Genomic DNA, 24,588 nt, shown 5'->3' with positions numbered 1-24,588 from the left:
TGAGAACCGATTGTGTCTTCTTCTCCTTCCTCTTCTTTTTCTTCTGCACCGGCTTCGGGCAAGCCGGTGCCTACCCCAATGACGGCGTTGGAGCGGCGCTCCAGCGTGTCGCTGGCACTGATTTTTGCCCTGCGCATGTTGGGCCTGTTTTTGGTGCTGCCGGTGTTTGCCATTGAGGCGCGCCATTACCCCGGTGGCGATGACCCGGCGCTGGTTGGGCTGGCGATGGGCATGTACGGCTTGACCCAAGCCTGCTTGCAATTGCCGCTGGGCATGGCATCGGATCGTTTTGGCCGCAAGCGCATCATTGTGCTGGGGCTGCTGGTGTTTGCCGTGGGTAGCTTTTTGGCGGCGTGGGCCGATAGCCTGATGGGCTTGTTGTGCGGCCGGGCGTTTCAAGGGGCGGGGGCGGTATCTGCCGCCGTCACCGCTTTGCTCGCCGACCAGACCCGCGATGTGGTGCGTACCAAAGCCATGGCGCTGATTGGCGGCAGTATCGCCCTGATGTTTGCGCTGGCGCTGGTGGCTGCCCCCTTGCTGGCGGCGCAGATAGGTTTGGGCGGTTTGTTTGCCTTGACGGGCGCTTTGGCGCTGGCGGGTGTGGCGGTGGTGTTGTGGTGGGTGCCGCCTGAGCCTGCATTGCACACAGAAGCGCCGCGTGGCCGTTTGGCCGATGTGTTGCGCCATCCTGATCTGTTGCGGCTGAATTTGGGGGTGTTTGCCCTGCATACCGTGCAGATGGCGATGTGGGTAGCGGTGCCCGCTTTGCTGGTACAGGCCGGGTTGGACAAGGCGCTGCATTGGCAGGTCTATCTGCCTGCGGTGTTGGTGTCCTTTTTGTTTTTGGGTGGCTTGTTTGCGCTGGAGCGGCGCGGGCACTTGCGCGCCGCCCTGCTGGGGGCCATTGCCTTGATATTGCTGGTGCAGCTAGGGTTGGGGTGGGTTGCTGCCAGTGCCCCAATGCCCTCGTTGTGGGCGCTGGGGGCTTTGCTACTGGTGTTCTTTTGTGGCTTTAATGCGCTGGAGGCCAGCCAGCCCAGTTTGGTGTCGCGCATGGCACCGGCGCAAACGCGTGGTGCGGCGCTGGGGGTTTACAACACGCTGCAATCGCTAGGGTTGTTTGCTGGGGGCGCATTGGGCGGGGCTTTGCTCAAGGGGGGCGGCGCGGTGTGGTTGTTTGCGGCTACGGCGGTCTTGACGCTACTTTGGCTGCTGTGGAGCTGGCCTTTGCGTCCGGTGGCGCGGGGGTAAAACCGGGTTTGGTGCTGGCTCTTATGCTGCACAATTGACCGTTTAGCGCACCGCGCATCCTCTTTTTTCAAGGCAAAGTAGCATGGCATCCATCAACAAAGTCATCATCGTCGGCAACTTGGGCAAAGACCCAGAAATGCGTACCTTTCCCAGTGGCGACCAAGTGGCCAACGTGACCATTGCCACCACCGACAAGTGGAAAGACAAACAAACCGGCGAGGCCAAAGAGCACACCGAATGGCACCGCGTGGTGTTCAATGGCCGTTTGGCTGAAATTGTGGGCCAGTACCTGCGCAAGGGTTCGCAAGTGTATGTAGAAGGCTCTTTGCGCACGCGCAAATGGACAGACCAGTCGGGTGTAGAAAAGTACAGCACCGAAATCCGCGCCGACCAAATGCAAATGCTCGGTAGCCGCCAAGGCATGGGCGGGGCTGGTATGCCCGCTGATGATGGCTATGGCGCTGATGCTTACGACAACAGCCCCCGCCGTGCAGCACCGGCAGCAGCCCCCCGTATGGCCCCCCCTGCCGCTCGCCCTGCACCGGCCCCAGCACCTATGGCCCCACCAGCGCGCCCCAGTTCTGGCTTTAACGATAACTTTGGCGACGACGATATTCCGTTCTAAAGACTACTTCTGTTGATGTGCAAGCAAGCCCTGTAAGCGTTTGGTTTACAGGGCTTTTTTGTTGATCGCATCAAGTTGTGTAGTTTTTTACAGCGTAGCGTTAAATTAAAGGGGCGCTGCATATATTTATCGTAGAGCCTCTCTTGTAAATAATTGGAAGCTGATCCAAATTTTCACCAAAATTTTCAGTGCTAACGCAAAAAATAATTCGACCCTGGCCTCTTTACCGCTTTATCACTTCATTACTTTTGTAAAGCGAAAGAAGTAGTCACCGCCAATCATGTCTTCAGGAATTTCTGGATCTTTGTGGTGGGGGTTGTAAAATTCTACAGCGGCGAAACCACAGCGATTGATGTAGAAGTGAAGATTCCTCTTCTCAAAATATGGTGTCACTGTTTCCCACACCTTTGTATCTGAGTGCAGCTTCTCCACGTGTTCCCAGATTTTTTTGCCGATGCCACGAGATTGAATACCGTGCTTCACGTAAAGAAAATCTAAGTGATTGTGCTGTGTGGACTCATTTATAACAACAATGACACCTCCGACGATCTTTCCATCATCAGTGGCTTTATAGGCAGCAGAACCTTTTGCATTAAGTGATGAATCAATATCATGCTCTGGCAATATCTGCACTGCTAAATTTTCAAACTCGGATGCAGCACCCTTCTGAAATGCTTCCTGCATATCTTGCTTGAATGATTGAATGTCCTCAGGCTTTAGGGGGAGAAGTTGAAAGCTCATCTACATACCTCCAAAATTAAATTATAGACTTCGCCACGTCCTTATGGCTGTTCTCAGTGAAATACGCACACACCAAGTTTTCTAACGTCTTCATTGTGTTCTCTCTCTAGCTCGAAGTATTAGCTCCCAATTTGTGAAAACGTCACCCTCTTTTCACTCTTGTTGACAACCACAAAATCCGTGAGCGCGACAATCGCTTGAGTACAGATTGAGCCAGCCTGTGCCATAGAATGAATGTACTCAACTCGGACTTCTTCCTCTTCCTCGACGACCCTCTGAATTGAAAGTCTGTAGCAGCCATTAGAGCCAGATCCTAACGATAGACCGACCACCATATTTTTGGAAAAATCAATCTGAGGACGATCTGTCTTTGGATAGGTCGGCGGCTCATGCTTCTGCCAAGCAACCAGCCACTCGCCATCGCTTCGAATGACATATGTTTCTTGCATATTGGTCGTTGGCCAGAATGCTGCTATGCGACTCGTGCTCAATTCAACTGGCTCGAAGGTACTTGAACCGCCACATGCGGCAAGTAGTCCGGCAAGCATAACGGGGATTAAGAATCGAAGGTGAGAGATCATCGGGTGTCCATTCAAGAACATAGTTATTGTCCGAAAATTTTCTCTCAGACAAAGTGATCCGGATCGCAGATTGATGCGAGAGATGCATGACTGCCCACTGGGGCCTAACGGATTAAGGTAATCGCTAAATCCAAGTTATCCGCTTGAGCGAAAATTTAGCGCCAATGCCTATATTAATTTCGCTATGATCTAATTTTCCATGTATTTTGTAGACCGATTTTATATATCAAAATATTTGATGTAATTGATTTTTTAATGAAACTTAATTTCATTTATATGATGGTGGATTTGATCCGCATGCACGATAATCATCGTCCGTCATGACTGATTTATATTCGCAGGTTGTATTTTTGGTTGAATCCATTGATTTGATGTTGATATCATTTGATCGCTCTGTCTTGTAGGCCAAATGACCGGCTTCGTGCGCCAAATTTCCATTATAAGAATTTTGATTCTTATGCTTTCCGTATCCAGAATATGAATATCCTGATCCATAACTTGAATTATGGCTTTCGTATACTTTATTTCCGCTGCCAGTGCTAGAATAGTGATATATGCCGCCTCTAGAGCCGGTTTGATTAATGCCAGAGTGGCTCCCGCCCGAATGACCGCCACCACCTCTGGCAAAAACCGGATTATGTAAAATAATTATAGATAAAAAAGCAATCAAGAATCTCAATATTTTGCTTGTCGTATATTTCATTAATTGCCTTCTATTGAGAGCGAAATATTTTTATCTAAAAAGAAGAGAGAAATTAATTTTACGCCCCAAGTGATGAGTGCTTCAATATTTTGATAACTTTGAGACTATAGTGGCTAAGTGCTAACGCCAACGTCGAGCAGCGCGGGTGGATTTGTCGCCCGCGTCCGCTCGAATAGCTAGTTAGACTAGTATGTTGTGTGAAATGTCGGGAAACGATAAAGTCGTTGCCCGAATTACTCGGCTGGAATAAAAACGCCAATTGCGTCTAATTCCGACCCGGATCGACCAAAAAATCCGCCTGCCCTCTCGGCGGGAATGGGGCCAAAGGACTCTCCTCCGTCGCCTCCATATGGGCCATAAGACTTTTTATTGGTAGTGATAGTCAGTGAATCGACTCGGCTACCACTGCGTCCCTGTATCGTGACTACATGCTCGTCGGCTGCAAATTGAATTACATCTTCTTTGCCTCCACTTCCGCCATGGAGTTTTCCTATTAATTGACTTCCATCCGTTAGAAGCCATGTAGTTTGAATCGAATCAACCCTTGAGCCATGTCTGATCGAAATCGAAACAATCCTAGCTGTCTGGGTCAGGTCATCGGAAAAATCCGAGCCTCCTTGTCCGCCATATAATGCACTCTTTTTGTAAGGCATAAAAATCTCCTTTTCATTTTTTGTCGCCATTGATTTTTATAGACTTCTGCTGGGCGACATTTCAGAGAAGCCTAACTAGGATTAGATCACGGCCCCACGCAGGCTAGCATTTGGATAAAATTGCACCATCCTATCCCACCCACAGGGAAACGCCAATAGTCAGCCGTTTAGAAAAAACTAAATTTTACGGATGCAGTCTTACCCAACACAGATATTCAATGCCCGTCCAAACAGGCTATAGCGTAGATATTTTTATCTGCTTAGGTAGCATTACAGCACCCGTACAACGCAATGGGCTAAATTGTTTCATTTGGTTGCATAAAAAACAGCATGCACCAGCGGTGGAGTGCGTTCTTGAGTGATGGGGCCGCTGGCACCATTGCGCATGGATGGATGGATAGATGAAAAGCGGGGGGCTTGCCGCCACCCGCTCCTAGCCGTTAGACTCACGCCATCCCGCGAAAAAGGCGGGGCACGGGTTTGACAGCTCGGTTTCAAACGGCGCAGCAGCCGCACTCTTTTCATGGGATTGCGGCTTTTCAGTTTTCTCATGCTGCGTGCATGGCTCCTTCATGGTGGGCCGTGTGGGGACGCCTGCAAGGGCGTGCCGGTTCCGTTTGCCGGTCTGTCAACCCTACATGGTCTGCCACCCAACCTTTTGACAGGGGAAGGGCGGCAGGTTGCATCACTTGTCCAAACGGAGCCAATCATGGCTGACACCTTTTCCCCGAACACTGTGGCCCCGCCGCCGGGTATCTCTTCGCCTTTGACAGCACAGGTCTTGCAGCACACCCTGCACGCATTGCACACCTTATTGGCTGAACCTCCGCACAGCCGTGCTGGCTCTTGGTGCCAGCAGCGCCAGCGCGCCCTGCTGTGGCGCAACCGCCAGCGCTTGCAATTGCTGGCCGGTTTCCGCGCCGATGGCAGCGCTGATTTGCTGCATGGGGCGATGGGCCTGACCCAGCCCTAAGCGCCCGCGCCTTCCTTCCTCTTTCGCTTCCCGTTGTCTGACGGCTGCCCTGCGCAGCGGCCAGCGGGTGTGTGCCTGTGTGTTTGTGTTTTCTCTGTTCGGAGAGGTCTTGCCATGACCGAAGTGTTTTCTATTGCCCGCGCCAGCCTGCGCATGGGCCGTGCCGCTTGGTTGCTTTCTTTGCCCAGTGGGGCCAAGCTGGTGTTGCTGTGCATCATCCACCACTACAACGATGCACGCGGGTGTGCTTTCCCGTCGCTGGCGCGGCTGGCGCGCTTGTGTGGCTTGCACAAACGAACGGTGCAAACGCACATCACGCTGCTCATGCAAAGGGGCGTGCTGGAGGTAAGCAAAGCCCCCGGCCTATGCTGCAACGTGTACCGCATCAATGAAGCCGCCTTGGCCCCCGCGCCCAGCGCCGCAGACGGTGCAGAAAACTTACCTCTTGAGGTGGTATTGGCTGCTCCCGCAGGTGGCGATTTTTCCGGCCCATGTGCAGAAATCACCACCCAGAACGGTAGCAACAGAATTCAACAGGAAAAGACAACGGAGCCACCGGCCCCACCTTGCCCTGCGCCACCACCACCTCCTCCTCCGAAGGTGGAATCGGCTTCACCCTCGGCCTTACCCTCTTCATCATCTTCTTTATTTTTGCAATCCTTGCCCAGCCCACAAGACCAAGCTGCCTTGCAGGCTTGGCAGCAGGTGCGCCGAGCCAAAGGCCGCCCCGCCTTGCCCAATGCGCTGCAATGCCAACAATTGCTCAACCATGCGGCCACCGTGGGGCAGTCTGTCGGCTGGGTGGTGCAGGTGATGGCGCTCAACGATTGGGCCTCGTTTGATCCGGTGTGGCTCCATAACCAACGCCCCGCGCCACGGTTGCCCGCAGTAGCAGTGCCGCCACCTAGTGCTGTTGCACCGCCGCAGTCCCTACAGCCACCCCAGCGGCCAGAACCGCCCCCAGTCACCCCAGAGGAGGTAGCCCAAGCCAAAGCCCGCATGGCAGAGCTGCTGGTGCAATGGCGTGGCCCTGTGGCTGCCACGGTGCCCGATACCGGCCCCATCGCTCCCTGCGGCATTGCGTGGGCCGACACCATCATTGCCGATGCCTTGCGTGGTGCGGTGGTCAGTTATGCGGCGCTGGACTACGCTTGCGCAGTAGCCAAGGTGTCAGCGCGGGCCGTGCGTGCAGCCGCCAAGGCGCGTGCTACCAGTGCAAAAGAAAAAGAAAAAGGTTGCGAAGCGCCCCCGAACGAAGAAGAGAGGGAGGGAGGAGGTGCGCTCCGGGATTGCAGCCAAGCCGACGGGGCCTGAAAGGCTTCGCAACCGTAAAAGTACGAGTTGCTCCATAGATTGGGGGCGGCCCCGAAAAGTTCCAGCGCCTTGCCAAAAAATTTTCTAGCCGGGGCTGCCCGTCACACCCTTACACCAAGGCCAGTAGCCGCTCTAGGGGTACTTGGATGCGCAGCACATCTTTGTGCGCCACTACGCCGGTGATTTTGGAGTTGGCCGCAGCGGTATCGCGGGGGATCAGCTCGCCGGTGGGCATGCCTTGGCGGTTGAGCACCACGGCCACGCGCGGCGTGGTAGCGGTTAGGCCCCGGCGCACCACCATACCCACTTCTTTGCTAGCCAGATGCACAAAAGTGCCTGGTGGATACAGGCCCAGCGTTTTAACGATGGCTGCGCCTGCCTCATCGACCTGATGCTCCTCGTCGTAGTAGCACGACTGCATGGCCGCCGTGACTGGCATGGGGACGCGATTGGCGCGCGGCGATAAACGGGCCGAGAAAATATCGGCACGTTGGATCAGGCGTGCCATTTGCTGCGCTTCGCTTTTGTCCACCAAGCGCCCTGGGGTACGGTGGTGGTGCTGGCGCACGGCTTCGAGCCAGATCGGGTCGAGGATGCCCAAGCTGCGCAGCAGGATCTCGCTACGTTCCGGGTGGTTCTCGATGGCGCTGATTTGTTCGGCACTCAGGGGGGTGTTTTGCAAGGCCAGATGGTCTTGCAGCTCGGTCATGGCGCAATTCATGCTCAAGGCAGCGCAGCCGATGCGCAAAATTTGCTCTTCGTCCCAGCGCAGCGTGGCCCGTGCCACCACCATGCACACGCAGGCTACCAACATGCTGTGCGTGGCGCTGTACATGCGCGTTTCTTGCCCTGAGATGCGAATGAGCGCCAGCAAAGTGGCGTCTGGGTTCAGGACACAGTAGCGTGATAGGTCGGCCTGCAAGTCCATAAAGCGCACGCCAAACTCGTGTGCGGGCGGCGAGCGCAGCAGTTGCGTGGCGCGGTGTTGCAGGTCGGGCCAGTTAGGGGGGCCGTTGTTGGTGTTGTTTTGGGAGCCCTCTTGGGCCACCATCTCCATGCGGGCTTTGGCGATTTCGCTCAGGGGCTTTTCTGACAGCAACATGCGCTGCAACTGGCCCATGTAGGCGCGGTGGCTGTCATCAGACTCTGCTGTGTCTATGCACAAACTAACGCCGCGCTGCACCAGCAGTTCTAGGTCAGCGCGGTTGCGGATGACATAGCCCCTTTGCGCCAGCACCGCCCCACTGACGCTGCGCAAAACAAAGCTCAGGGGCTGGCCCAGTGGGATGGTGTCGATGTTCAGGGTAAGCAGGTTCATGGCTTGTGCATTATGCGCAGCCTACGCTGTGCCCAAACACGGCTTGCCACAGTGCCTCAATGGCGCTGCGCTCGGTGTGCAGCGCGGGTGAGGTCACTTGGGTGGGCACCTCATCCAAGCGCGCCCGGTGCTGCACCCGGCGCAACTCGCGGTAGGCGCTGGCGGCTGCTTGACCGACGCCAGCGGGCAGCAAGCCCGCGTCTTCTGCCCGTTGCAGTAGGGCGATGTTGCCCACGTTGTCTAGCAGTTGGGGGTGCGCGCCAGAGTGCAGCAGCACCAAATACTGCATGGCAAACTCGGCATCTACCATGCCGCCGGGGCTGTATTTGATGTCAAACTGGTCTGGCGGGGGCCGGTGGGCACCGAGCACGCGGTCGCGCATGGCGGTGATTTCTTGTGCCAGTGCGGTGGCATCGCGCGGCGCGCTAATCACCGAGGCGCGCACGGCATCAAAGCGGGTGTGCAGGTCTTGGCTGCCCAGCACAAAGCGGGCGCGGGTCATGGCTTGGTGCTCCCAAGTCCAAGCGGTGTTGCTGCCGCGCTGCTGCTGGTAGTTGGCGTAAGACTGAAAGCTCGTCACCAGCAGGCCAGAGTTGCCATTGGGGCGCAGCGCGGTGTCGATCTCGAACAGGTCGCCCTCGCCAGTTTTGACGGTGAGCCAGTTGATGAGTTTGCGCACCAAGGCGGTATAGACCTCGGAGGCGCGGTCGTCATCGTCGTCAAAGACAAAAACGATGTCGAGGTCGCTGCCGTAGCCCAGCTCTTTGCCGCCGAGCTTGCCATACCCAATGATGGCAAATTGGGGTTCTTCGCGGTGGCGGTTTTTGAGGCGCTCCCAGCACCATTGCGCTGTCACGCGCAGCACGCTGTCGGCCAAGGCGCTCAGGTCGTCGGCCACTTGCTCTACCGTCAGGCGTTCGCCTACATCGCGGGCCAGCGTGCGGAAGGTTTCGGCATGGTGGGCGCGGCGCAGCAGGTTGAGCAGGGTTTCGTCGTCGTCTTCTTTGGTCGAGCGCAGCGATGCCAAGCGCCGGGCCAAATCGCGCTCAAAGTCGGCGGCCACAAAGCGCTCTTGCAGCAGCGCACTACCGGCCAGCTCGTCGATCACGCCGGGGTGTTGCAACAGGTAGCGGGCGGGCCAGCGCGCTGCGCCTAGCAGGTGCAGCAATTGCTCATGCACGGAGGGGCGCTCTAGCAGCAGTGCCAAATAGCTTTCGCGGCGTAGCAGGGATTCAAACCAGTTGATGAGGCGCACGGCGGCTTCGTCGCTGGCACGGCCATCGCGCAGCCATTGCGCTGTGCGCTGCACCAGGCGAAACAGCCGGGCGCGGGCTTCTTCGCGCAGGGCCCCAATACGTGGATGGGTGCGCCACTCGGCTACCCGCTCGCGCAAGGCCGGGGGCAGCTCTGCGAGCAGGGTTTCTAGCTCTGGTGCGGTGGTGCCCGCATGGGGGCCAGCGCAGTTGCCGTTGCAGGCTTTGTTGGTATCACCGCCAAGCAAAGTGTCAAACTCTTGTGCCACCAACTCGCGGTGGGCATCGAGTTCATGCAAAAAGCTGGCGCAGCTGGTGTAACCCATCGTTTGGGCAATCCAGGCCAGATCGTCGTCACGGGTGGGCAGGATGTGGGTTTGTTGGTCGTCGAGGTACTGGATGCGGTGCTCGACGCGGCGCAAGAAGATATAGGCGCGGGCCAAAGCATCGGCAGTTTCTTGGGGCATCAGGCCCGCTTGCGCTACGCGCTGCAAGGCGTCGAGTGTGGGGCGGCGGCGCAGCTCTGGAAACTGCCCCCCGCGCACCACTTGCAACAGTTGCACGGTAAATTCGATCTCGCGGATGCCCCCGCGTGAAAGCTTGACATCGTTAGCGCGCCCAGGGTGGCCCGCACTGCGCCGGGCGGCATGGTCACGGATTTGGCGGTGCAGGCTGCGCAGGGCCTCAAACACGTTGTAGTCGAGGTAGCGCCGAAAGACAAACGGCAGCACCACTGCGCGCAAGGCTTGCACTTGCGGCGTGCCAATGCAATCGAACGGGGCTACGACCCGGCTTTTGAGCCAAGCAAAGCGCTCCCATTCGCGGCCTTGGATTTGCAAATATTCTTCCAGCGCTGCCAGCGATACCGCCGGTGGCCCAGAATTGCCATGCGGACGCAGCGCCAAATCGACGCGAAACACCATGCCGTGCTCGGTGGTGTCGCCTACCAAGCTGTAGATGATTTTGACAGCGCGGCCAAAGTATTCGTGGTTGGAGATGCGCCCGCGCCCATCGGGGCGGCCAGCGGTCTCGCCATCGTGCTCATACACGTAGATCAGGTCGATGTCGCTGGAGACGTTGAGCTCGCGTGCGCCTAGCTTGCCCATGCCAATAATCCACAACTGCACCGGCTGCCCATCGGGGCCACAGGGGGCACCGTGGCGCTCGTCCAGTTCTTGGCGCGCTTGGCGGCAGGCGGCGTCTAGCGCCACCTCGGCCAGCTCGGTCACGGCTTGGGTCACTACCTGTAACGGCGCTTGGGCTTCGCAGTCTAGGCGCATCAGGCGCTCCATGACCAACTGGCGCAGGGTGCGCAAGGCGGTGCCGGTGTCGCAGCCTTGGGCGTGCAGGGCGGCCAAGGTTTGCTCCATGCTGGCACGCACGGGGGCACCCGCTGGCAACGTGGCTAGTTGAGCACCATAACGGCGGTGCAAGCGCTGGAAAAAACGCGAGTGTTGGGCGGGGCTGGCGTCGGCGTTGTCGGTCAGGTGCAGTGGCATGGCAAAGGGTAGCGGGCAAGCGCCGCAGGTAAAACGACACAGGGTTGGATGGGCTTACGGTGCAGCCCGGCGGTAGCTGCGGGCCATAATTCCGCCACCTCTGCCCCACCCACCATGAATGACCCCGCTTTGCCCTCTACACGCCTGATCCGCTGGATGGCCGGATGGGCGCGGTGGGTGCTGCGTTTGTGTCTGCTGGCAGTGCTGCTGCTGGTGCTGGCTTGGGCCGTGCTGCACGGTTGGATTGTGCCGCGAATTAGTGATTACCGTGTGCCGCTGCAAGAACAGGCCAGCCAGATGCTGGGCACCACGGTGCAGATTGGTGCCGTAGCCGCTGACCGCCGGGGCTGGCTGGTGCCATCCATTGAGTTGCGCGAGGTGGTGGTGTTAGACGCCCAGCAGCGCCCAGCGCTGCGCTTGCCACGCGTGGTGCTGGCGCTGTCGCCGCGCTCATTGTGGCGGCTGGGGTTTGAACAACTGTATATCGAGCAGCCGCAGCTACAGGTACGCCGGACTGCCGATGGGCGTCTGTGGGTGGCAGGCTTGGCCCTGCCCGACACCAGCACCACCGATAGCGCTGGGGCCGATTGGCTGTTCTCTCAGCCCGAGGTGGTGGTGCAGGGCGGCAGCCTGCACTGGACAGATGAAGTGCGCGGCGCACCGCCACTGGCCTTGCAAGATGTGAGCGTGGTGCTGCGCAATGGTGCTTGGCGGCACCAACTGCGCCTAGACGCCACGCCCCCGCCAGAATGGGGCCAGCGCTTTAGCATCGTTGGGCGCTTTCGTCAGCCTTTTTTGCTGGGCCGCAGCGCAGGCTGGCGGCAGTGGAGCGGCCAGTTGTTTGCCAATTTTGCGCGGGTAGACGTCTCGCACCTGCGCCATCACCTTGACTTAGGGATGGATGTCACCCAAGGCCAAGGAGCCTTGCGCGCTTGGTTCGATATAGAGCGCGGCCAGCTCATGGGCGGTGTGGCCGATGTAGCGCTGGCAGATGTGCAAGCTACCACTGCGCCGGGGTTAATGCCCTTGGTGCTGCCCATGTTGCAAGGGCGCTTGGGGGGCCGCCAACTCAACGGTAAGCTAGAGTTGCACACGCAAAATTTGCAGTTCGTTACCGACGATGGCTTGCACTGGCCCGGTGGCAATGTGCGCCTGCGCTATACCGATGCGGGCCAAGGCCGTTTGGCTGAAGGTGAGTTGCAAGCCGACCGGCTCGACTTGGCCGCATTGGCACGCATTGCCACGCGCCTGCCCTTGCCTGCTTCTGCCCATAGTGCGTTGCAAACCTATGCTCCTGAGGGGCTGGTAGATGTGCTGCAAGCGCGCTGGCAGGGTAGTCCCGACGATTTGCACAGTTACCACTTGCGTAGCCAAGTGCGCGGGCTGGCGCTGGCGGCTGCGCCAGCGCTGCCCGGCCAAGGGTTGGCACCCGACGCCCCACTGGGCCTGCGTGGGGCCAACGTCGAGGTAGAAATGACCCAAGCCGGGGGCAAGGCCAGCGTGCTCATCAGCGATGGGGCTTTGGTGTTGCCCGGTGTGTTTGAAGACCCTTGGCTGCCCTTGCAGCAACTCAGTAGCACGGTGCGCTGGCAAGTGGCCCAAGAGCAACTGGCGGTGCAGGTGGACAACACCCGTTTTGCCAATGCCGATGCCCAAGGCACATTGCGCGCTAGTTGGCGCACCAGCGATCCCGCCCGCTCTGGCAGCCGTTCGCGCTTTCCGGGGGTGCTCGATCTCAGTGGCAATCTGAGCCGAGCCGATGGCACGCGGGTACACCGCTACCTGCCCTTGGCGATTCCAGCAGAGGCGCGCCACTATGTGCGCGATGCCGTGGTGGCCGGATCGTCCAACCATGTGGATTTTCGGGTGCGGGGCGATTTGCACGACATGCCCTTTAACGATCCCCGGCAGGGCGAGTTTCGCATTGCAGCGCAGGTGCAGGGCGTGACCTATGCCTATGTGCCTGCCCATTTGCAAACTGCGGGTGAATTGCCTTGGCCCGCCCTGACTGGGCTGGCCGGTGAGCTGGTGTTTGAGCGCTCATCTATGCGGGTGCAAGGGGCCAGCGGTGGTTTTGCGGGCTTGCAACAAACCCGCCTGAGCCAAGTGCAGGCGCATATCCCCGACCTGAGCCATACCGTGGTGGCCGTCAGCGCCCAAGCCAAAGGGCCGTTGCCGGAGCTGCTGGGGTTTTTGCGGGACTCTCCAGTACAAGGGCTGATGGGCAACGCCTTGGCCCAAGCCAGTGGTAGCGGCATTGCCAATCTGCACCTCAAGCTGGGGCTACCTATCGACGCCCTGCACCAAGCCAAGGTGCAGGGCCGGGTGGTATTGGCGGGCAACGAGGTACGCATCACCCCCAGTACGCCCCTGTTGTCGCGTGCCCGTGGTGCGGTCGAATTTACCGAAAACAGCTTTGCCCTGCGCAACGTGCAGGCCCAAGCGCTGGGCGGCGAGGTGCGGCTGGAAGGCGGCATGCGCCCGCCACCGGCAGGCGCTAGTGTTGATCCATCGGCCCTACAACTGCACGCCCACGGCAGCGTCTCGGCAGCTGGGCTGCAACAGGCCCCAGAATTGGGGCTGCTGGCGCAACTGGCCCACCATGCCAGCGGCACCGCCCCCTACACCTTGGCCCTGACCCTGCACCGAGATATTCCTCAGTTTCTGATCGAAAGCAACTTGCAAGGCATGGCTTTGCACCTGCCCGCACCCTTGGGCAAACCACCAGAGAGCACCGTGCCCTTGCGCCTAGAAACCAAACTGCTGGCCGCCCCTCCAGTGCCTGACGCCCCCCTGCATGAACAACTGAGCGTGCAATGGGGGGCGCTGGGGCAGGTGCAGTATGTGCGCGACATCAGCGGGCCGCAGCCCAAGGTGTTGCGTGGCAGCATTGCCTTGGGTCTGCCCGCCGATGAAGCCCCCGCCCTGCCCGCTCAAGGCGTGGCCGCTAATGTGCAATTGCCCCAGCTCGATACCGATGCGTGGGAGGCGGCGTGGGCCGCGATGCCGGGGGCCTCTGCGGCGGCGGGTGCCAGCAGCGTGGCCCCCGACTTGGATTACCTGCCCCAGACCTTGGCCTTGCGCGCCCGCGAACTGACGGTGCAGGGGCGCACCCTGCACAACGTGGTGGCCGGTGGCTCGCAGCAGGGTGGGGTTTGGCAAGTCAATTTAGAGGCCGATCAGCTCAGTGGCTATGCCCAATACCGTCCCGGTGCCGAGGGCCGCTTGTTTGCCCGCTTGGCGCGCCTCAAGCTGCCACAAAGCACCCCCGCCCAAGTCGAATCATTGTTGGATGCCCAACCCGGCCACCTGCCCGCACTGGACATCGTGGTGGACAACTTTGAGCTGCACGAACACCACCTTGGACGTTTAAAAGTACAGGCCAGCAACCGCAGCGGCAACGGTGCCGCCAGCGAATGGCGCTTGCAACAATTGGCACTGGATATGCCAGAGGCCACGTTCAACGCCAGCGGCAACTGGGCGCTGTTGGGGGTAGCCCCCAACATACCTAGGCCATTGCGGCGCACGGCGCTCAACTTTACGTTGGATATTCGGGATGCAGGCCAACTACTCACGCGTTTAGGGATGGCCGATGTGGTGCGCCAGGGCCAAGGCCGTATGGCTGGGCAAGTGGCTTGGCGCGGCATACCGTCGCAGCCAGATTACCCCAGCATGACCGGGCAAATCCATCTAGACCTAGAAACCGGCCAGTTCCTGAAAGCCGAGCCGGGGCTGGCCAAACTGCTCAGTGTACTCAGTTTGCAATCGCTGCCCCGGCGTTTGAATTTGGATTTTCGGGATGTGTTTAGCGATGGCTTTGCCTTTGATTTTGTTCGGGGCGATGTGCGTATCGAGCAAGGAGTGGCTACCAGCAATAACCTGCAAATGAAGGGCGTCAATGCCGCCGTGCTGATGGAGGGCAGCGCCAACATCCAGCACGAAACCCAAAACCTGCATGTGGTGGTGGTGCCTGAGATCAACGCCATGACCGCCTCATTGGTGGCTACGGCCATCAACCCGGTGGTGGGGCTGGGCAGCTTTTTAGCGCAGGTGTTTTTGCGCGGCCCCTTGATGGCAGCGGCTACGCAAGAGTTTCGCATCGATGGCTCTTGGGCCGACCCTCAGGTCAGCCGCATACCGCGCCAGAGTAAACCTGCTGCTGAGGCTGGGCCATGAGTATCATCCCTTTACCTTTAGAGCGCCTGAGCTGGGCTTGGTGGCGTCAGTACTGGCGGCGTGCGTGGCGGCGCTGGTCGCTGTGGAGCCTGCTGGTGGCCTTGGTGGCTGCTGTGCTGGTGACGCTGGTGTGGCTGGCCGGACGCTATGAGGCCAGCATGGTGCAAAACCAGCTAGAGCGCGATACCGCCGATGCCGTGACCGACATTCGCGCTGGCCTAGCGCGTAACTTGCAAAATCTGCAAGCGCTGCAAATTGGCGTGGCTGCCACTGGACAATGGCAAGCGCAGGCGCAACAGTTGCTGCGCGAACACCGCGAGCTGGTGCGTATTGAGTGGCGTGCGCCCAACCTGATGCTGCGCAGTCAAGTCGAATCACCTTTTTTGTCGCAGCAAGCTATGCCAAGCCAGCGTGCAGACAGCCACTCCGATACCGCCCTAGCCTGTGCCAAGACCCGGCGCTTAAACGGGCCAGTCTACTCCAGCAGCTATTTTTTACCGTATGGTCAGGGCCTAGGCGCCGAGGTGATTGAGTTGTGCCTGCCCTTGGTTGCTGGAGGCAAGGATGCGGGCTATCTGGTGGCTAGCTACCATTTGCAGTCGGTGCTGGCTGAACTGATGGGCCACTCTTTGGCCCGACGCCAAGAGGTCTCTTTTACTGAGGCCGATGGCACCCGGTTGGCGATGGTGGGCACCGCACGCCGGGGTGGCCGCGCCTTTACGGCACAACAGTTGCTCGATTTGCCCGGCAACACCTTGGTGCTACGTATGGATCGTTGGCACACGCCGCCCAGTGTCTTTCCCAACGTGCTCACAGCGCTGGTCACGGCCATGTCGATTGCGCTGATCACGGTGCTGGTGGTGCTGGTGCGCGACAACCGCCGCCGCTTGCGCGCCGAGAGCAATTTGGCCGATGCACTGGCCTTTCGCAAGGCGATGGAAGACTCGCTCATTACCGGCTTGCGCGCCCGCGACTTGCAAGGGCGCATCACCTATGTGAATCCGGCCTTTTGCCAGATGGTCGGCTTTGAGGCCCACGAGCTACTGGGCCAAAGTGTGTCTGCCCCCTACTGGCCGCCGGAGCTGGTGGAAGAATACCGCCAGCGCTATGCCAAGCATTTGGCAGGCCAAATACCGCCGCGCGAAGGCGTGGAATCGGTATTTATGCACAAAGATGGCCGGCGCTTTCCGGTGCTCATCATCGAGGCCCCCCTCATCAATGCCGTGGGCAAGCACACCGGCTGGATGAGTGCCTTTTTGGACATCAGTGAGCAAAAGCGCGTAGAAGAAATCTCCCGCACCTCGCAAGAGCGCCTGCAAGCCACGGCCCGGCTGGCTACCGTGGGCGAGATGGCCTCGCTACTGAGCCACGAGCTCAACCAGCCACTGGCCGCCATTGCCAGCTACGCTAATGGCTCACTTAACCTGCTACAAGCCATCCAGACCGAAGCGAGCGCAGTCTTGCCGCCGCAAGCCAATACCGACCTGCAAGACGTTCGCGTTGCCATGCAGCGCATTGCCCAACAAGCCGAGCGTGCCGGGCGCATCATCAAAAGTGTTCATGATTTTGTGCGCCGCCGCGACCAATCGCGTGAAAGCGTAGCTGCTAAAACACTGATCGACGCCGTACTGCCGCTGATGCAGTTGCAAGCGCGCAAATTGGGCGTGCGGGTACAGGTGGAGGTAGAACCCCAACTGCCCCCCCTGTGGTGTGACTGCACGATGGTCGAGCAGGTGCTGCTCAACCTGACGCGCAACGCCATGCAGGCGATGGACGCCCCTGACATCGATGCCCGCGTGCTGCTGGTGCAGGTACAGCGCGCTCCTGACCGCGCTGGCAGCCGTTGGTTAGCGTTTGCCGTGGCCGATATCGGCGTGGGCCTGAGTGACGAAGCAGCCCAGCGCCTATTTACGCCGTTTTTCACCACTCGGCCCGAAGGCATGGGCTTGGGCCTGAGCCTGTGCCGCACCGTGGTGGAGCAGCACGGCGGCGCGCTGGCTTTTGCCCACAACCAACCCCGTGGCACGGTATTTACCTTTACCCTGCCCACCACTGCGCCCGAAGCAGAAAAATAGGGGTCAAAGATCATGGCTGGTCAGGGTTTGCCGCTGCCACAGCCGCTGCGGCGCGCACAGCATGCCTAGACACCTTGGCTACCGAGCAGGCAAAGTCCAGCGCCGCATAACCCACTGTCTCACCACGCACGGCGCTGGCAATGATGTTGTCGGCCCACGCAATGCCGCAGGGGACGATGGGGCCGGTATCGGGCACCGTGGCAGCAGGGCCACGCCATTGCGCTAACAACTCTGCCATGCGGGCTTTGGCTTGGGCTACCTCTTCTGGGGTGACTGGGGGCGGTTCTGGCCGCTGGGGTTGAGGTTGCGTTGGGGGCTGCTGTGGTGCCACTGCATGGGGCGGGGTTGCTACTGCGGGCAACCGTGGCGCAGGGCGTTGGTTATGCAGCCACGCCGGATCAAACGAGGCCCAATCGTTGAGCGCCATCACCTGCACCACCCAGCCGACAGACTGCCCCACGGTGGCCGCATGGTTGAGCAATTGCTGGCATTGCAGCGCGTTGGGCAAGGCGGGGCGGCCTTTGGCCCGGCGCACCTGTTGCCAAGCCTGCAAGGCGGCTTGGTCTTGCGGGCTGTGCAAGGATTGCAAAAATAAATAAGATGATGAAGAGGGCAAGGGTAAAGGCGAAGCCGATTCCATCTTCGGAGGAGGAGGTGGTGGTGGTGGCGCAGGGCAAGGTGGGGCCGGTGGCTCCGTTGTCTTTTTCTGTTGAATTCTGTTGCTACCGTTCTGGGTGGTGATTTCTGCACATGGGCCGGAAAAATCGCCACCTGCGGGAGCAGCCAATACCACCTCGGTGGGGAAATTTTCTGCACCGCTGGCATCGTCTGTGGCGCTGGGCTGCGCTGCCAAAGCCGCCTCGTTAATGCGGTACACATGGCAGCACAGGCCGGGGGCCTTGCCCACTTGCAGCACGCCCCTTTGCGTGAGCAGCGTGATATGCGTTTGCACCGTGCGCTTGTGCAAGCCACACAAACGGGCCAAGCGCATCAGCGACGGGAAAGCAAAACCTTGGGCGTCATTAAAGTGGCTAATGATGCACAGCAACACCAACTTGGCCCCACTGGGCAACGCAATATGCCAAGTGGCACGGCCCATACGTAGGCTGGCACGGGCGATAGAAAACATCTCGGTCATGGCAAGACCTCTCCGAACAGAGAAAACACAAAACACACAAGCGCACACCCGCTGGCCGCTGCACAGGGCAGCCGTCAGACAACGGGAAGCAAAGAGAAAAAGCGCGAGAAGGGCGCTGCGCTTAGGGCTGGGTTAGGCCCATCGCCTCATGCAGCAAATCGGTGCTGCCATCGGCCCGGAAACCGGCCAACAGTTGCAAGCGCTGGCGGTTGCGCCATAGCAAAGCGCGCTGGCGCTGCTGGCACCAAGAGCCAGCCCGGCTGTGCGGTGGTTCTGCCAACAAGGTGTGCAGTGCGTGCAGGGTTTGCTGTAAAACCTGTGCAGTCAAGGGCGGAAAGATGCCCGGCGGCGGGGCCGCAGTGTTCGGGGAAAAGGTGTCAGCCATGATTGGCTCCAAGTGAACGAGGCAAACCTGCCATCCACCGCTTCCGGCAATGGGTGGCAGACCGTGTGAGGTCGGAAGACCGGCACTTGGAACCGGCACGCCCTCACAGGCGTCCCCACACGGCCCACCATACAGGGGCCATGCGCGCAGCATGAGAAAACTGAAAAGCCGCCACCCCATGAAGAGGATGCGGCTGCTGCGCCAAGTGAACTCGGGCTTCCGACCCGTGTCCCGCCTTTTTTGCGGGATAGCGTAAGTCTAACGGCTAGGAGCGGGTGGCGGCAAGCCCCTGTCGCTTAGCCATCCATGCGCAATGCTGCCAGCAATCCCACGGCTCAAGAACGCTCCGTCCCTTGCGAATAATGTTTCTAATGAAACCAAATGAAACAATGTACCCCATTCACAGAAAATTGCGCTGTACGGGTGCTGTAATGTTGTCTGAGCACAATAAATGTGCATACGCGCCAGCAGTGTGGGCCGGTGTCAGGCAAGACCGGCATCTGGGAAATTTTAGGTTTGTCTAAACAGCTGGGAATTGCAGTTTACCTATGGGTGGAGTAGGATGGTGCAATTTTATGCGACGATGAGCCAGTGCAGGACTGTCGTCTAATCCTAGTTAGGGGCTGTTCGGTGTCAACAGCATTCCGATATCAATTTGCACTATCAGAGGGGAAAAAGATGTCGATACGAGATCAGCTTGCACAATGCGAGGAGCATACAAGGCAGAGGCTCGGACAAGGTGCAGCGAACCGGCTCGGTAATTGGCGGCAATATCAGACGGACGTGGAATTGGTCGCCTTCATGCAAAGGCTAATTCGGAATCAAGATAACTTGGCAAATGGCTGGGAACTCCACCGTGAAGGCTTGACGTCCATAGAATCAATCGTCATTTCAAACTCCAACCTATTCACGCCACAAGATGTTCAAATCGCTAGGCGAACTTTGGGAATTTCGTAATTTTAACCATCTGCTCCCCTAACCCTGCATTGCAGCGGACTCCGCTTCGCTGCGCCGCTGAACTTCCACGTTAGGCGGCAAGGACTCTGATCATATGATCCATGTCTCAGACAAATTGACGCTCAGATAACATTCGTGACAAACGATAATACTGAACACAAGGAGAGGAATAATGGCTCTACATAATGCGACTGAAATTGCCAATTGGTTTATTGCCAAAGCTGCTGAATCTGGTGACCACCTCACTCATTTGAAAGTTCAAAAACTGCTCTACTACGCAGAAGCTTGGACTGAGGTTATTACTGGCAATGAACTATTTGGTGAGCAAATGCAGGCATGGGCGCATGGCCCAGTTGTTCCAGAGGTTTTCCACGAATTCAAGACGTATGGTTGGAATACTCTCCCTGTTCCTCAAGAACAAGAGGTTCCTAAAGTGGCAGAAGGAGTCGTAGATGTCTTAAATCAAGTTTATGACGCCTACGGCGAACTTCCTGCAAAAACACTTGAAGCGATGACTCATAAAGATGAGCCTTGGATTGCTGCGCGCGGTGATATCGCCCCCGAGGCTCGTTGTGAGGCCGTAATTCCGAAGGTGAAAATTAAAGAATATTTTGAGAAGAAATACTCTGAACAGTAAATGGTTAAAAAATCCATTCCCAAGACAAAGATCAATAATGAAGCAAAATCCATAAACAATGGAAGTGCATCAACTGATCTTGAACGGAAAATATTTGATATTCCGTTATACAAAAAAGATGGTTCGCGAGAAGGGGTCTGCGATAAGAATCCTTATGTTGTTCTTAAATACTTCCAGAAGGATTGGGAGTGCTTTTCAGACTGGACGAAAGATGAGTTGGCTCAATTTTCCAATTTCTTAGCCACCTTCAGTGCACACACTTGGAATAGCGTCTACAAGTCAGGCGGCAAAGGAGAAAACAAAGTTGGGCTAGGGTACACACGTTACGATATCGACGATATGAAGGCTGGAGACGAACACCTAAAAAAGGTTAAGCAGATGCTCTCCCCTGATATAAATGTATTCGAACTTCGGGTAAGCCAAAAACTTCGGGTACATGGTTTTCAGTCGCAGGCAGCATTCTTCTTGGTGTTGCTTGATCGAGAGCACAGGGTCTTTCCCGCGTAATTTATTGTACTCCCCCTGCTAAACAGCAGGGGTGAACCCTGCATAACCCATAGAATTATACACAATTTCGTGAAATGTTGATTCAATTGATATCGAATTTACGATGATTTCCATAAAAATCAATAAGTTACAGAGATATTTGCAACACGATGTGCATGACCCGGTACTTCAAACGGATGCTGAACGATAAAATTGCACAGAGCCGGTTACCTTTACGTTAGCATTTTCATTTATCTCACCATAGGAATCATCATAGCAAATCTAATCTTTCCGGAATGCGGAGTTGAAGGCATTGAGCACATCGTTAGCAAAGAAAGTAAAGAAGCATCAAAAGGTAGAGATACATGGTTTAACGTTGCTTTCTGCGATAGCTGTGGTCATGTTGCAAAAACGGAATTAATCCCAAGCCTACGTTATCTTCGTAAAACTTAGTTCTTTTCCGGGTTTTCTTAGTTTCCTATTGGTGCTGGTGTAGGTTCGTTTTTCCAGCTATGCTGCTGGCTTTAGGTGACTAATCTGTGGGTTTGGTTCTAACGCGGTAGTCAAAGCGGATGGCTTAAAGCCGCTGGTTACTTTGTTCGTTAGGCAACATACACCGCTATCGCAAGAAAGGACTCAACCCTTTGAAAAAATCAATTCTTGAAATATATGCCCTCGCCGTTTGCTTTGTGACGGTCGTTTGTTTCGCGGTAGCCCTTGGAATAGCGGGGTACAGCGTCTTGGAAATTTCCAAACCAGATTTCACCATCAGCGCTTGGCAATACACGCAGCACCAAACCAATGATGCCTTTTGGAACGGCTGTGGCGAGAGCCGATTTTGCGGGCCAAATGAGAAGAAGAAAGAGCGCCCCCATGAGGCTGAGCTGACCAAGCAGCGCGAAGATTCTTATGCGCGGAGCTTGTCCAATGAGCAGCGTGGTGGATCTCAAACGCTGGTGAAGTGTCTCATCATCATGCTCATTGACGCCATTATTTTTGCCTTTCATTGGGTGGTGGCGCGTCGTGCCCGTGCAAACGCCGCCTAATCTGACATTCCAGAGAAACGCTGTGGCATTTGATATGTATGCGGGCGATAGGCACGAGGCCATCTACGCCCAAGACGAGTACCTCTTTGCGTACATCGCCGAGGCACCTAGAGATTTTCCGCAGCTCAAGGCGCTGCACTCCGATTTTTATTCAGAAATCCGTCTCACTCCTGAGCAGGCGGAGTTGTTGGTTCACCAATGCCGTCGCAAATGGCTAATCCCATCGAGTTCGAAACTGAGCGCCTTTTGTTACGGCAGTGGACGCCCGCTGACCGCGAACCGTTTGCCGCATTGAACGCAGATGCAAGGGTGATGGAGTTCTTTCCTGCGCTGCTCACACGGGCCGAAAGTGATGCAATCGCTGACCGCTGCGAGTCTTTGATTCGAGAGCGCGGCTGGGGGTTTTGGGCCGCTGAGTTAAAGGCTTCTCGCGAGTTTATTGGCTTTGTCGGCTTGCACACGCCCGCAGCAGCACTGCCGTTCTCGCCATGCGTAGAAATTGGGTGGCGTCTTTCCTTTTCGCATTGGGGCCAAGGCTTGGCTTCGGAGGCGGCGCGGGGCGCACTGCGCGTCGGCTTCATGACCCTTGGCCTTCAGGAAATCGTGTCCTTCACGGCAGTGAAGAATGTCAGGTCTCGTGCCGTGATGGAAAGGCTCCAGATGTGCGAGTCAGGCACTTTTGAGCATCCTCAGGTGCCTGAAGATAGTTCGCTGCGCTTGCACTGTTTGTACCGTCTGCCACGCGCCCACTATGGCGCATAACAACCCATTCCAGCCGTGGTTTACTTCAGCCAGCCGCGCTTGCGGAAGTACCACATTGGCACCAAGGCACTGGCCAGCATCAGCACCAGTGCATAGGGGTAGCCCCATTCTTGGGCCAACTCCGGCATGTACTGAAAATTCATGCCATACACACTGGCAATCAAGGTGGGCGGCAGCAGCGCCACACTGGCGACTGAGAACATCTTGATGATCTTGTTCTGGTTGATGTTGATAAAACCGACCGTGGCATCCATCAAGAAGTTGATCTTGTCGAACAAAAACGCCGTGTGGCTATCGAGCGAATCAATGTCGCGCAAAATTTGCCGCGCATCCTCAAACTGCTCGGCGTTGAGCATCTTGCTGCGCATCATGAAGCTCACGGCGCGGCGGGTGTCCATCACATTGCGCCGGATGCGGCCATTCAAGTCTTCTTGGCGCGCAATGGCCGAGAGCACCTCGCTGGCACGGGCGTCGGTCACGCTGCCAGAGAGCACTTGGGTGCTGACTTTTTCCAAATCGTCGTAAATGCCTTCAAGGGTGTCGGCAGAGTATTCGGCATCGGTATCAAACAGCCGCAGCAGCACTTCACGCGCATCCTCGATCAGCCCGGTGGCGCGGCGCGCCCGCAGGCGCAGCAGGCGAAACACCGGAATATCCTCTTCGTGGATAGAGAACAGCACGCCCTTGCTGCGCAGGTCGGGGTTGATGAGGTTGAGGATAAAAGCCACCCGCACCGAACGCGGGTCTTCCTCGTCGTCAATCAAAAAGTCGCTGCGGATGTGCAGCTCGCCGTTGTCTTCTTCGTAGAAGCGGGCGGATTCTTCGATGTCCTCGTCCATCGCATCTTCAGGGATGGACAGGCCGTAATGCTGTTTGACCCAGCGTTTTTCTTCGAGGGTGGGCGACTGCAAATCAACCCAAATTGGCTTGAAGTGCGACAGGTCTTCTAGCGCCTCGATTTCTTGCTGTACGAGGCGGCCACTGGCCAGCGTAAAAATATTGAGCATGGCTTGCTCCCAAAATGGACAGGCGGGTGGTGTGGGTGAAACAAGGGGACGCTTTCAACCCCGGCACCTGGCCTAGGAGCTGAAAGCTACCGACTCGGGTAGGTTTCCATGACAAAAATCTCCATCTGCAACACGGGAAAACCCGATTATCGCACCGGGCTGTGATGGGGGTGTGACCTGTTTGCTGCGCTGGTGTAAAGCAGTACTGCCACGCGCTGGCTCAATAGTGTGGCGGCAATTCATCGCGCAAATTGCGCGGCGCGCTGCCCTGTGCTTCGGACTGCTGCTGCCCTAGGCGTTGCACCTGTTCCCGCAGCCAGTCAATCTGTTGCTGCTGGCGGTAAACCACCCCATTGAGCTGGTCAATGGTGTCTTCTTGGAAGCTCAGTTTGGTTTCTAAATCAATCAAACGCTGGTCGGTGTCGGGGCAAGAAGGCATGGGCTGGGTACAAAGGCATAGGCATAAAAAAGAGGCGCAAGTGCCGCAGCAACTTGCGCCTTCAGGGCGATAGATGGGCATTAGGCTGTACGGGGGCAGCCGGTGCCGTTTACTCTGCGTCGTCCTGCAAATGTGCGCCAATGGTGTCGCGGGCGTGGCGGGCCTTGACCCGGCCCAGATCGGCATCCAAAGCGTGGATCAGTTTATCTACCGCACTGATAAAAGCCACGGCTACCTTATCGCCATCGGCAGTGACGGTGACGGGCTGACGCCCGGCGGGGCGTGCCTCTAGGCGGCAGCGCTTATCGTTGGCACCGGATTTGCCGGCGTCCACATCGGTCAGGAACACTTCGACGCGGGTGATGTGCTCGCGGAAACGGGCCAGCCGCTCAAGAGCCTCAGCCTGAATCCATTGGGCCAGAGACTCACCGCCTTGAATGTGGTCGTTAGCGTGTACCTGCACTTGCATGTTGATCTCCTTTTCGAACTTCGGTCGGCTCGGTGCCGACAACACCACTGTAAACCAGGACGCACCCCTTTCTGCTCTTGAGTGACAGATTTTTGACGTC

At 57.5% G+C, this 24,588-nt stretch carries 22 protein-coding genes; 11 read left to right on the top strand and 11 right to left on the bottom strand.

Translation table 11 applies throughout. The features are described from left to right. Positions 1-78: 78 nt before the first annotated feature. Together BMX55_RS13035 and ssb are read left to right on the top strand one after the other, a co-directional pair. Complete coding sequence (locus tag BMX55_RS13035) at positions 79-1,251, top strand: MFS transporter (RefSeq protein WP_091458411.1); 1,173 nt, start codon at positions 79-81, stop codon at positions 1,249-1,251. An 82-nt stretch (positions 1,252-1,333) separates the two neighbouring features. Continuing rightward, complete coding sequence (ssb, locus tag BMX55_RS13030; RefSeq protein WP_091458409.1) at positions 1,334-1,876, top strand: single-stranded DNA-binding protein; 543 nt, start codon at positions 1,334-1,336, stop codon at positions 1,874-1,876. Positions 1,877-2,110: 234 nt separating this feature from the next. On the opposite strand, the gene BMX55_RS13025 is transcribed toward ssb, so the two are convergent. The 4 genes from BMX55_RS13025 to BMX55_RS13010 form a co-directional block, all read right to left on the bottom strand. Then, on the bottom strand, positions 2,111-2,617 hold the full coding sequence (locus tag BMX55_RS13025) for a GNAT family N-acetyltransferase (protein WP_091458407.1): 507 nt from the start codon (positions 2,615-2,617) through the stop codon (positions 2,111-2,113). Between the two features lie 119 nt (positions 2,618-2,736). After that, positions 2,737-3,198, bottom strand: coding sequence for a hypothetical protein (locus BMX55_RS13020; RefSeq protein WP_143059679.1), 462 nt, complete (start codon positions 3,196-3,198; stop codon positions 2,737-2,739). Between the two features lie 268 nt (positions 3,199-3,466). Further along, positions 3,467-3,901 (bottom strand): hypothetical protein, encoded by a 435-nt coding sequence (locus BMX55_RS13015; RefSeq protein WP_143059678.1) that lies wholly within the window; start codon positions 3,899-3,901, stop codon positions 3,467-3,469. 233 nt (positions 3,902-4,134) lie between these two features. Further along, positions 4,135-4,584, bottom strand: coding sequence for a jacalin-like lectin (locus BMX55_RS13010; protein WP_218144501.1), 450 nt, complete (start codon positions 4,582-4,584; stop codon positions 4,135-4,137). 679 nt (positions 4,585-5,263) lie between these two features. Here BMX55_RS13010 and BMX55_RS13005 point away from each other — a divergent pair. Beyond that, positions 5,264-5,527 carry a hypothetical protein gene (locus tag BMX55_RS13005; RefSeq protein ID WP_091458400.1) on the top strand — a complete coding sequence of 88 codons (264 nt, stop codon included), beginning with the start codon at positions 5,264-5,266 and terminating at the stop codon, positions 5,525-5,527. A 114-nt stretch (positions 5,528-5,641) separates the two neighbouring features. After that, a complete protein-coding gene (locus BMX55_RS13000) occupies positions 5,642-6,841 on the top strand; it encodes a helix-turn-helix domain-containing protein (RefSeq protein WP_091458398.1) in 1,200 nt (399 codons plus the stop codon). Positions 6,842-6,950: 109 nt separating this feature from the next. On the opposite strand, the gene BMX55_RS12995 is transcribed toward BMX55_RS13000, so the two are convergent. Together BMX55_RS12995 and glnE are read right to left on the bottom strand one after the other, a co-directional pair. Further along, entirely contained in the window at positions 6,951-8,159 is a 1,209-nt protein-coding gene (locus BMX55_RS12995) for an HD-GYP domain-containing protein (RefSeq protein ID WP_091458396.1), read from the bottom strand. 10 nt (positions 8,160-8,169) lie between these two features. After that, positions 8,170-10,911 (bottom strand): bifunctional [glutamate--ammonia ligase]-adenylyl-L-tyrosine phosphorylase/[glutamate--ammonia-ligase] adenylyltransferase, encoded by a 2,742-nt coding sequence (glnE, locus tag BMX55_RS12990; RefSeq protein WP_091458394.1) that lies wholly within the window; start codon positions 10,909-10,911, stop codon positions 8,170-8,172. A gap of 114 nt (positions 10,912-11,025) precedes the next feature. Between glnE and BMX55_RS12985 the strand changes: the two genes are divergently transcribed. After that, on the top strand, positions 11,026-15,087 hold the full coding sequence (locus BMX55_RS12985) for a YhdP family protein (RefSeq protein ID WP_091458393.1): 4,062 nt from the start codon (positions 11,026-11,028) through the stop codon (positions 15,085-15,087). Beyond that, complete coding sequence (locus tag BMX55_RS12980) at positions 15,084-17,162, top strand: two-component system sensor histidine kinase NtrB (protein ID WP_091458391.1); 2,079 nt, start codon at positions 15,084-15,086, stop codon at positions 17,160-17,162. The genes BMX55_RS12985 and BMX55_RS12980 overlap by 4 nt, the downstream gene beginning before the upstream one ends. Before the next feature lie 10 nt (positions 17,163-17,172). Here the strand turns inward: BMX55_RS12980 and BMX55_RS12975 are convergent, their stop codons facing one another. Together BMX55_RS12975 and BMX55_RS12970 are read right to left on the bottom strand one after the other, a co-directional pair. Then, positions 17,173-18,300, bottom strand: coding sequence for a helix-turn-helix domain-containing protein (locus tag BMX55_RS12975; RefSeq protein ID WP_091458389.1), 1,128 nt, complete (start codon positions 18,298-18,300; stop codon positions 17,173-17,175). Positions 18,301-18,421: 121 nt separating this feature from the next. After that, positions 18,422-18,685, bottom strand: a complete 264-nt coding sequence (locus BMX55_RS12970) for a hypothetical protein (RefSeq protein WP_091458387.1) — start codon at positions 18,683-18,685, stop codon at positions 18,422-18,424. A 1,129-nt stretch (positions 18,686-19,814) separates the two neighbouring features. Here BMX55_RS12970 and BMX55_RS12960 point away from each other — a divergent pair. The 5 genes from BMX55_RS12960 to BMX55_RS12945 all read left to right on the top strand — a co-directional run bounded on the left by BMX55_RS12960 (position 19,815) and on the right by BMX55_RS12945 (position 22,573). Further along, complete coding sequence (locus BMX55_RS12960) at positions 19,815-20,279, top strand: Panacea domain-containing protein (protein ID WP_091458383.1); 465 nt, start codon at positions 19,815-19,817, stop codon at positions 20,277-20,279. After that, positions 20,280-20,786 carry a hypothetical protein gene (locus tag BMX55_RS12955; RefSeq protein WP_091458379.1) on the top strand — a complete coding sequence of 169 codons (507 nt, stop codon included), beginning with the start codon at positions 20,280-20,282 and terminating at the stop codon, positions 20,784-20,786. It abuts the gene before it with no gap. 623 nt (positions 20,787-21,409) lie between these two features. Next, positions 21,410-21,811 (top strand): hypothetical protein, encoded by a 402-nt coding sequence (locus BMX55_RS12950; protein WP_143059677.1) that lies wholly within the window; start codon positions 21,410-21,412, stop codon positions 21,809-21,811. Between the two features lie 22 nt (positions 21,812-21,833). Then, entirely contained in the window at positions 21,834-22,106 is a 273-nt protein-coding gene (locus tag BMX55_RS16620; RefSeq protein ID WP_218144503.1) for a hypothetical protein, read from the top strand. Next, positions 22,022-22,573, top strand: a complete 552-nt coding sequence (locus tag BMX55_RS12945; protein ID WP_091458375.1) for a GNAT family N-acetyltransferase — start codon at positions 22,022-22,024, stop codon at positions 22,571-22,573. The genes BMX55_RS16620 and BMX55_RS12945 overlap by 85 nt, the downstream gene beginning before the upstream one ends. A gap of 20 nt (positions 22,574-22,593) precedes the next feature. Here the strand turns inward: BMX55_RS12945 and corA are convergent, their stop codons facing one another. From corA to BMX55_RS12930, 3 genes are all read right to left on the bottom strand, one after another. After that, positions 22,594-23,580 carry a magnesium/cobalt transporter CorA gene (gene corA / locus BMX55_RS12940; RefSeq protein WP_091458373.1) on the bottom strand — a complete coding sequence of 329 codons (987 nt, stop codon included), beginning with the start codon at positions 23,578-23,580 and terminating at the stop codon, positions 22,594-22,596. Between the two features lie 220 nt (positions 23,581-23,800). Beyond that, on the bottom strand, positions 23,801-24,019 hold the full coding sequence (locus BMX55_RS12935; protein WP_091458371.1) for a SlyX family protein: 219 nt from the start codon (positions 24,017-24,019) through the stop codon (positions 23,801-23,803). A gap of 109 nt (positions 24,020-24,128) precedes the next feature. Next, the gene (locus tag BMX55_RS12930) at positions 24,129-24,488 is read right to left on the bottom strand and encodes an HPF/RaiA family ribosome-associated protein (protein ID WP_091458369.1); all 360 of its coding nucleotides are present in this window, start codon (positions 24,486-24,488) and stop codon (positions 24,129-24,131) included. Positions 24,489-24,588 lie beyond the last annotated feature (100 nt).

The organism is Giesbergeria anulus (assembly GCF_900111115.1).
Classification (GTDB): Bacteria; Pseudomonadota; Gammaproteobacteria; order Burkholderiales; family Burkholderiaceae_C; genus Simplicispira; species Simplicispira anulus.
The sequence above is the reverse complement of the archived record's forward strand: the minus strand, read 5'-3'. Positions and strand labels throughout refer to the sequence as shown.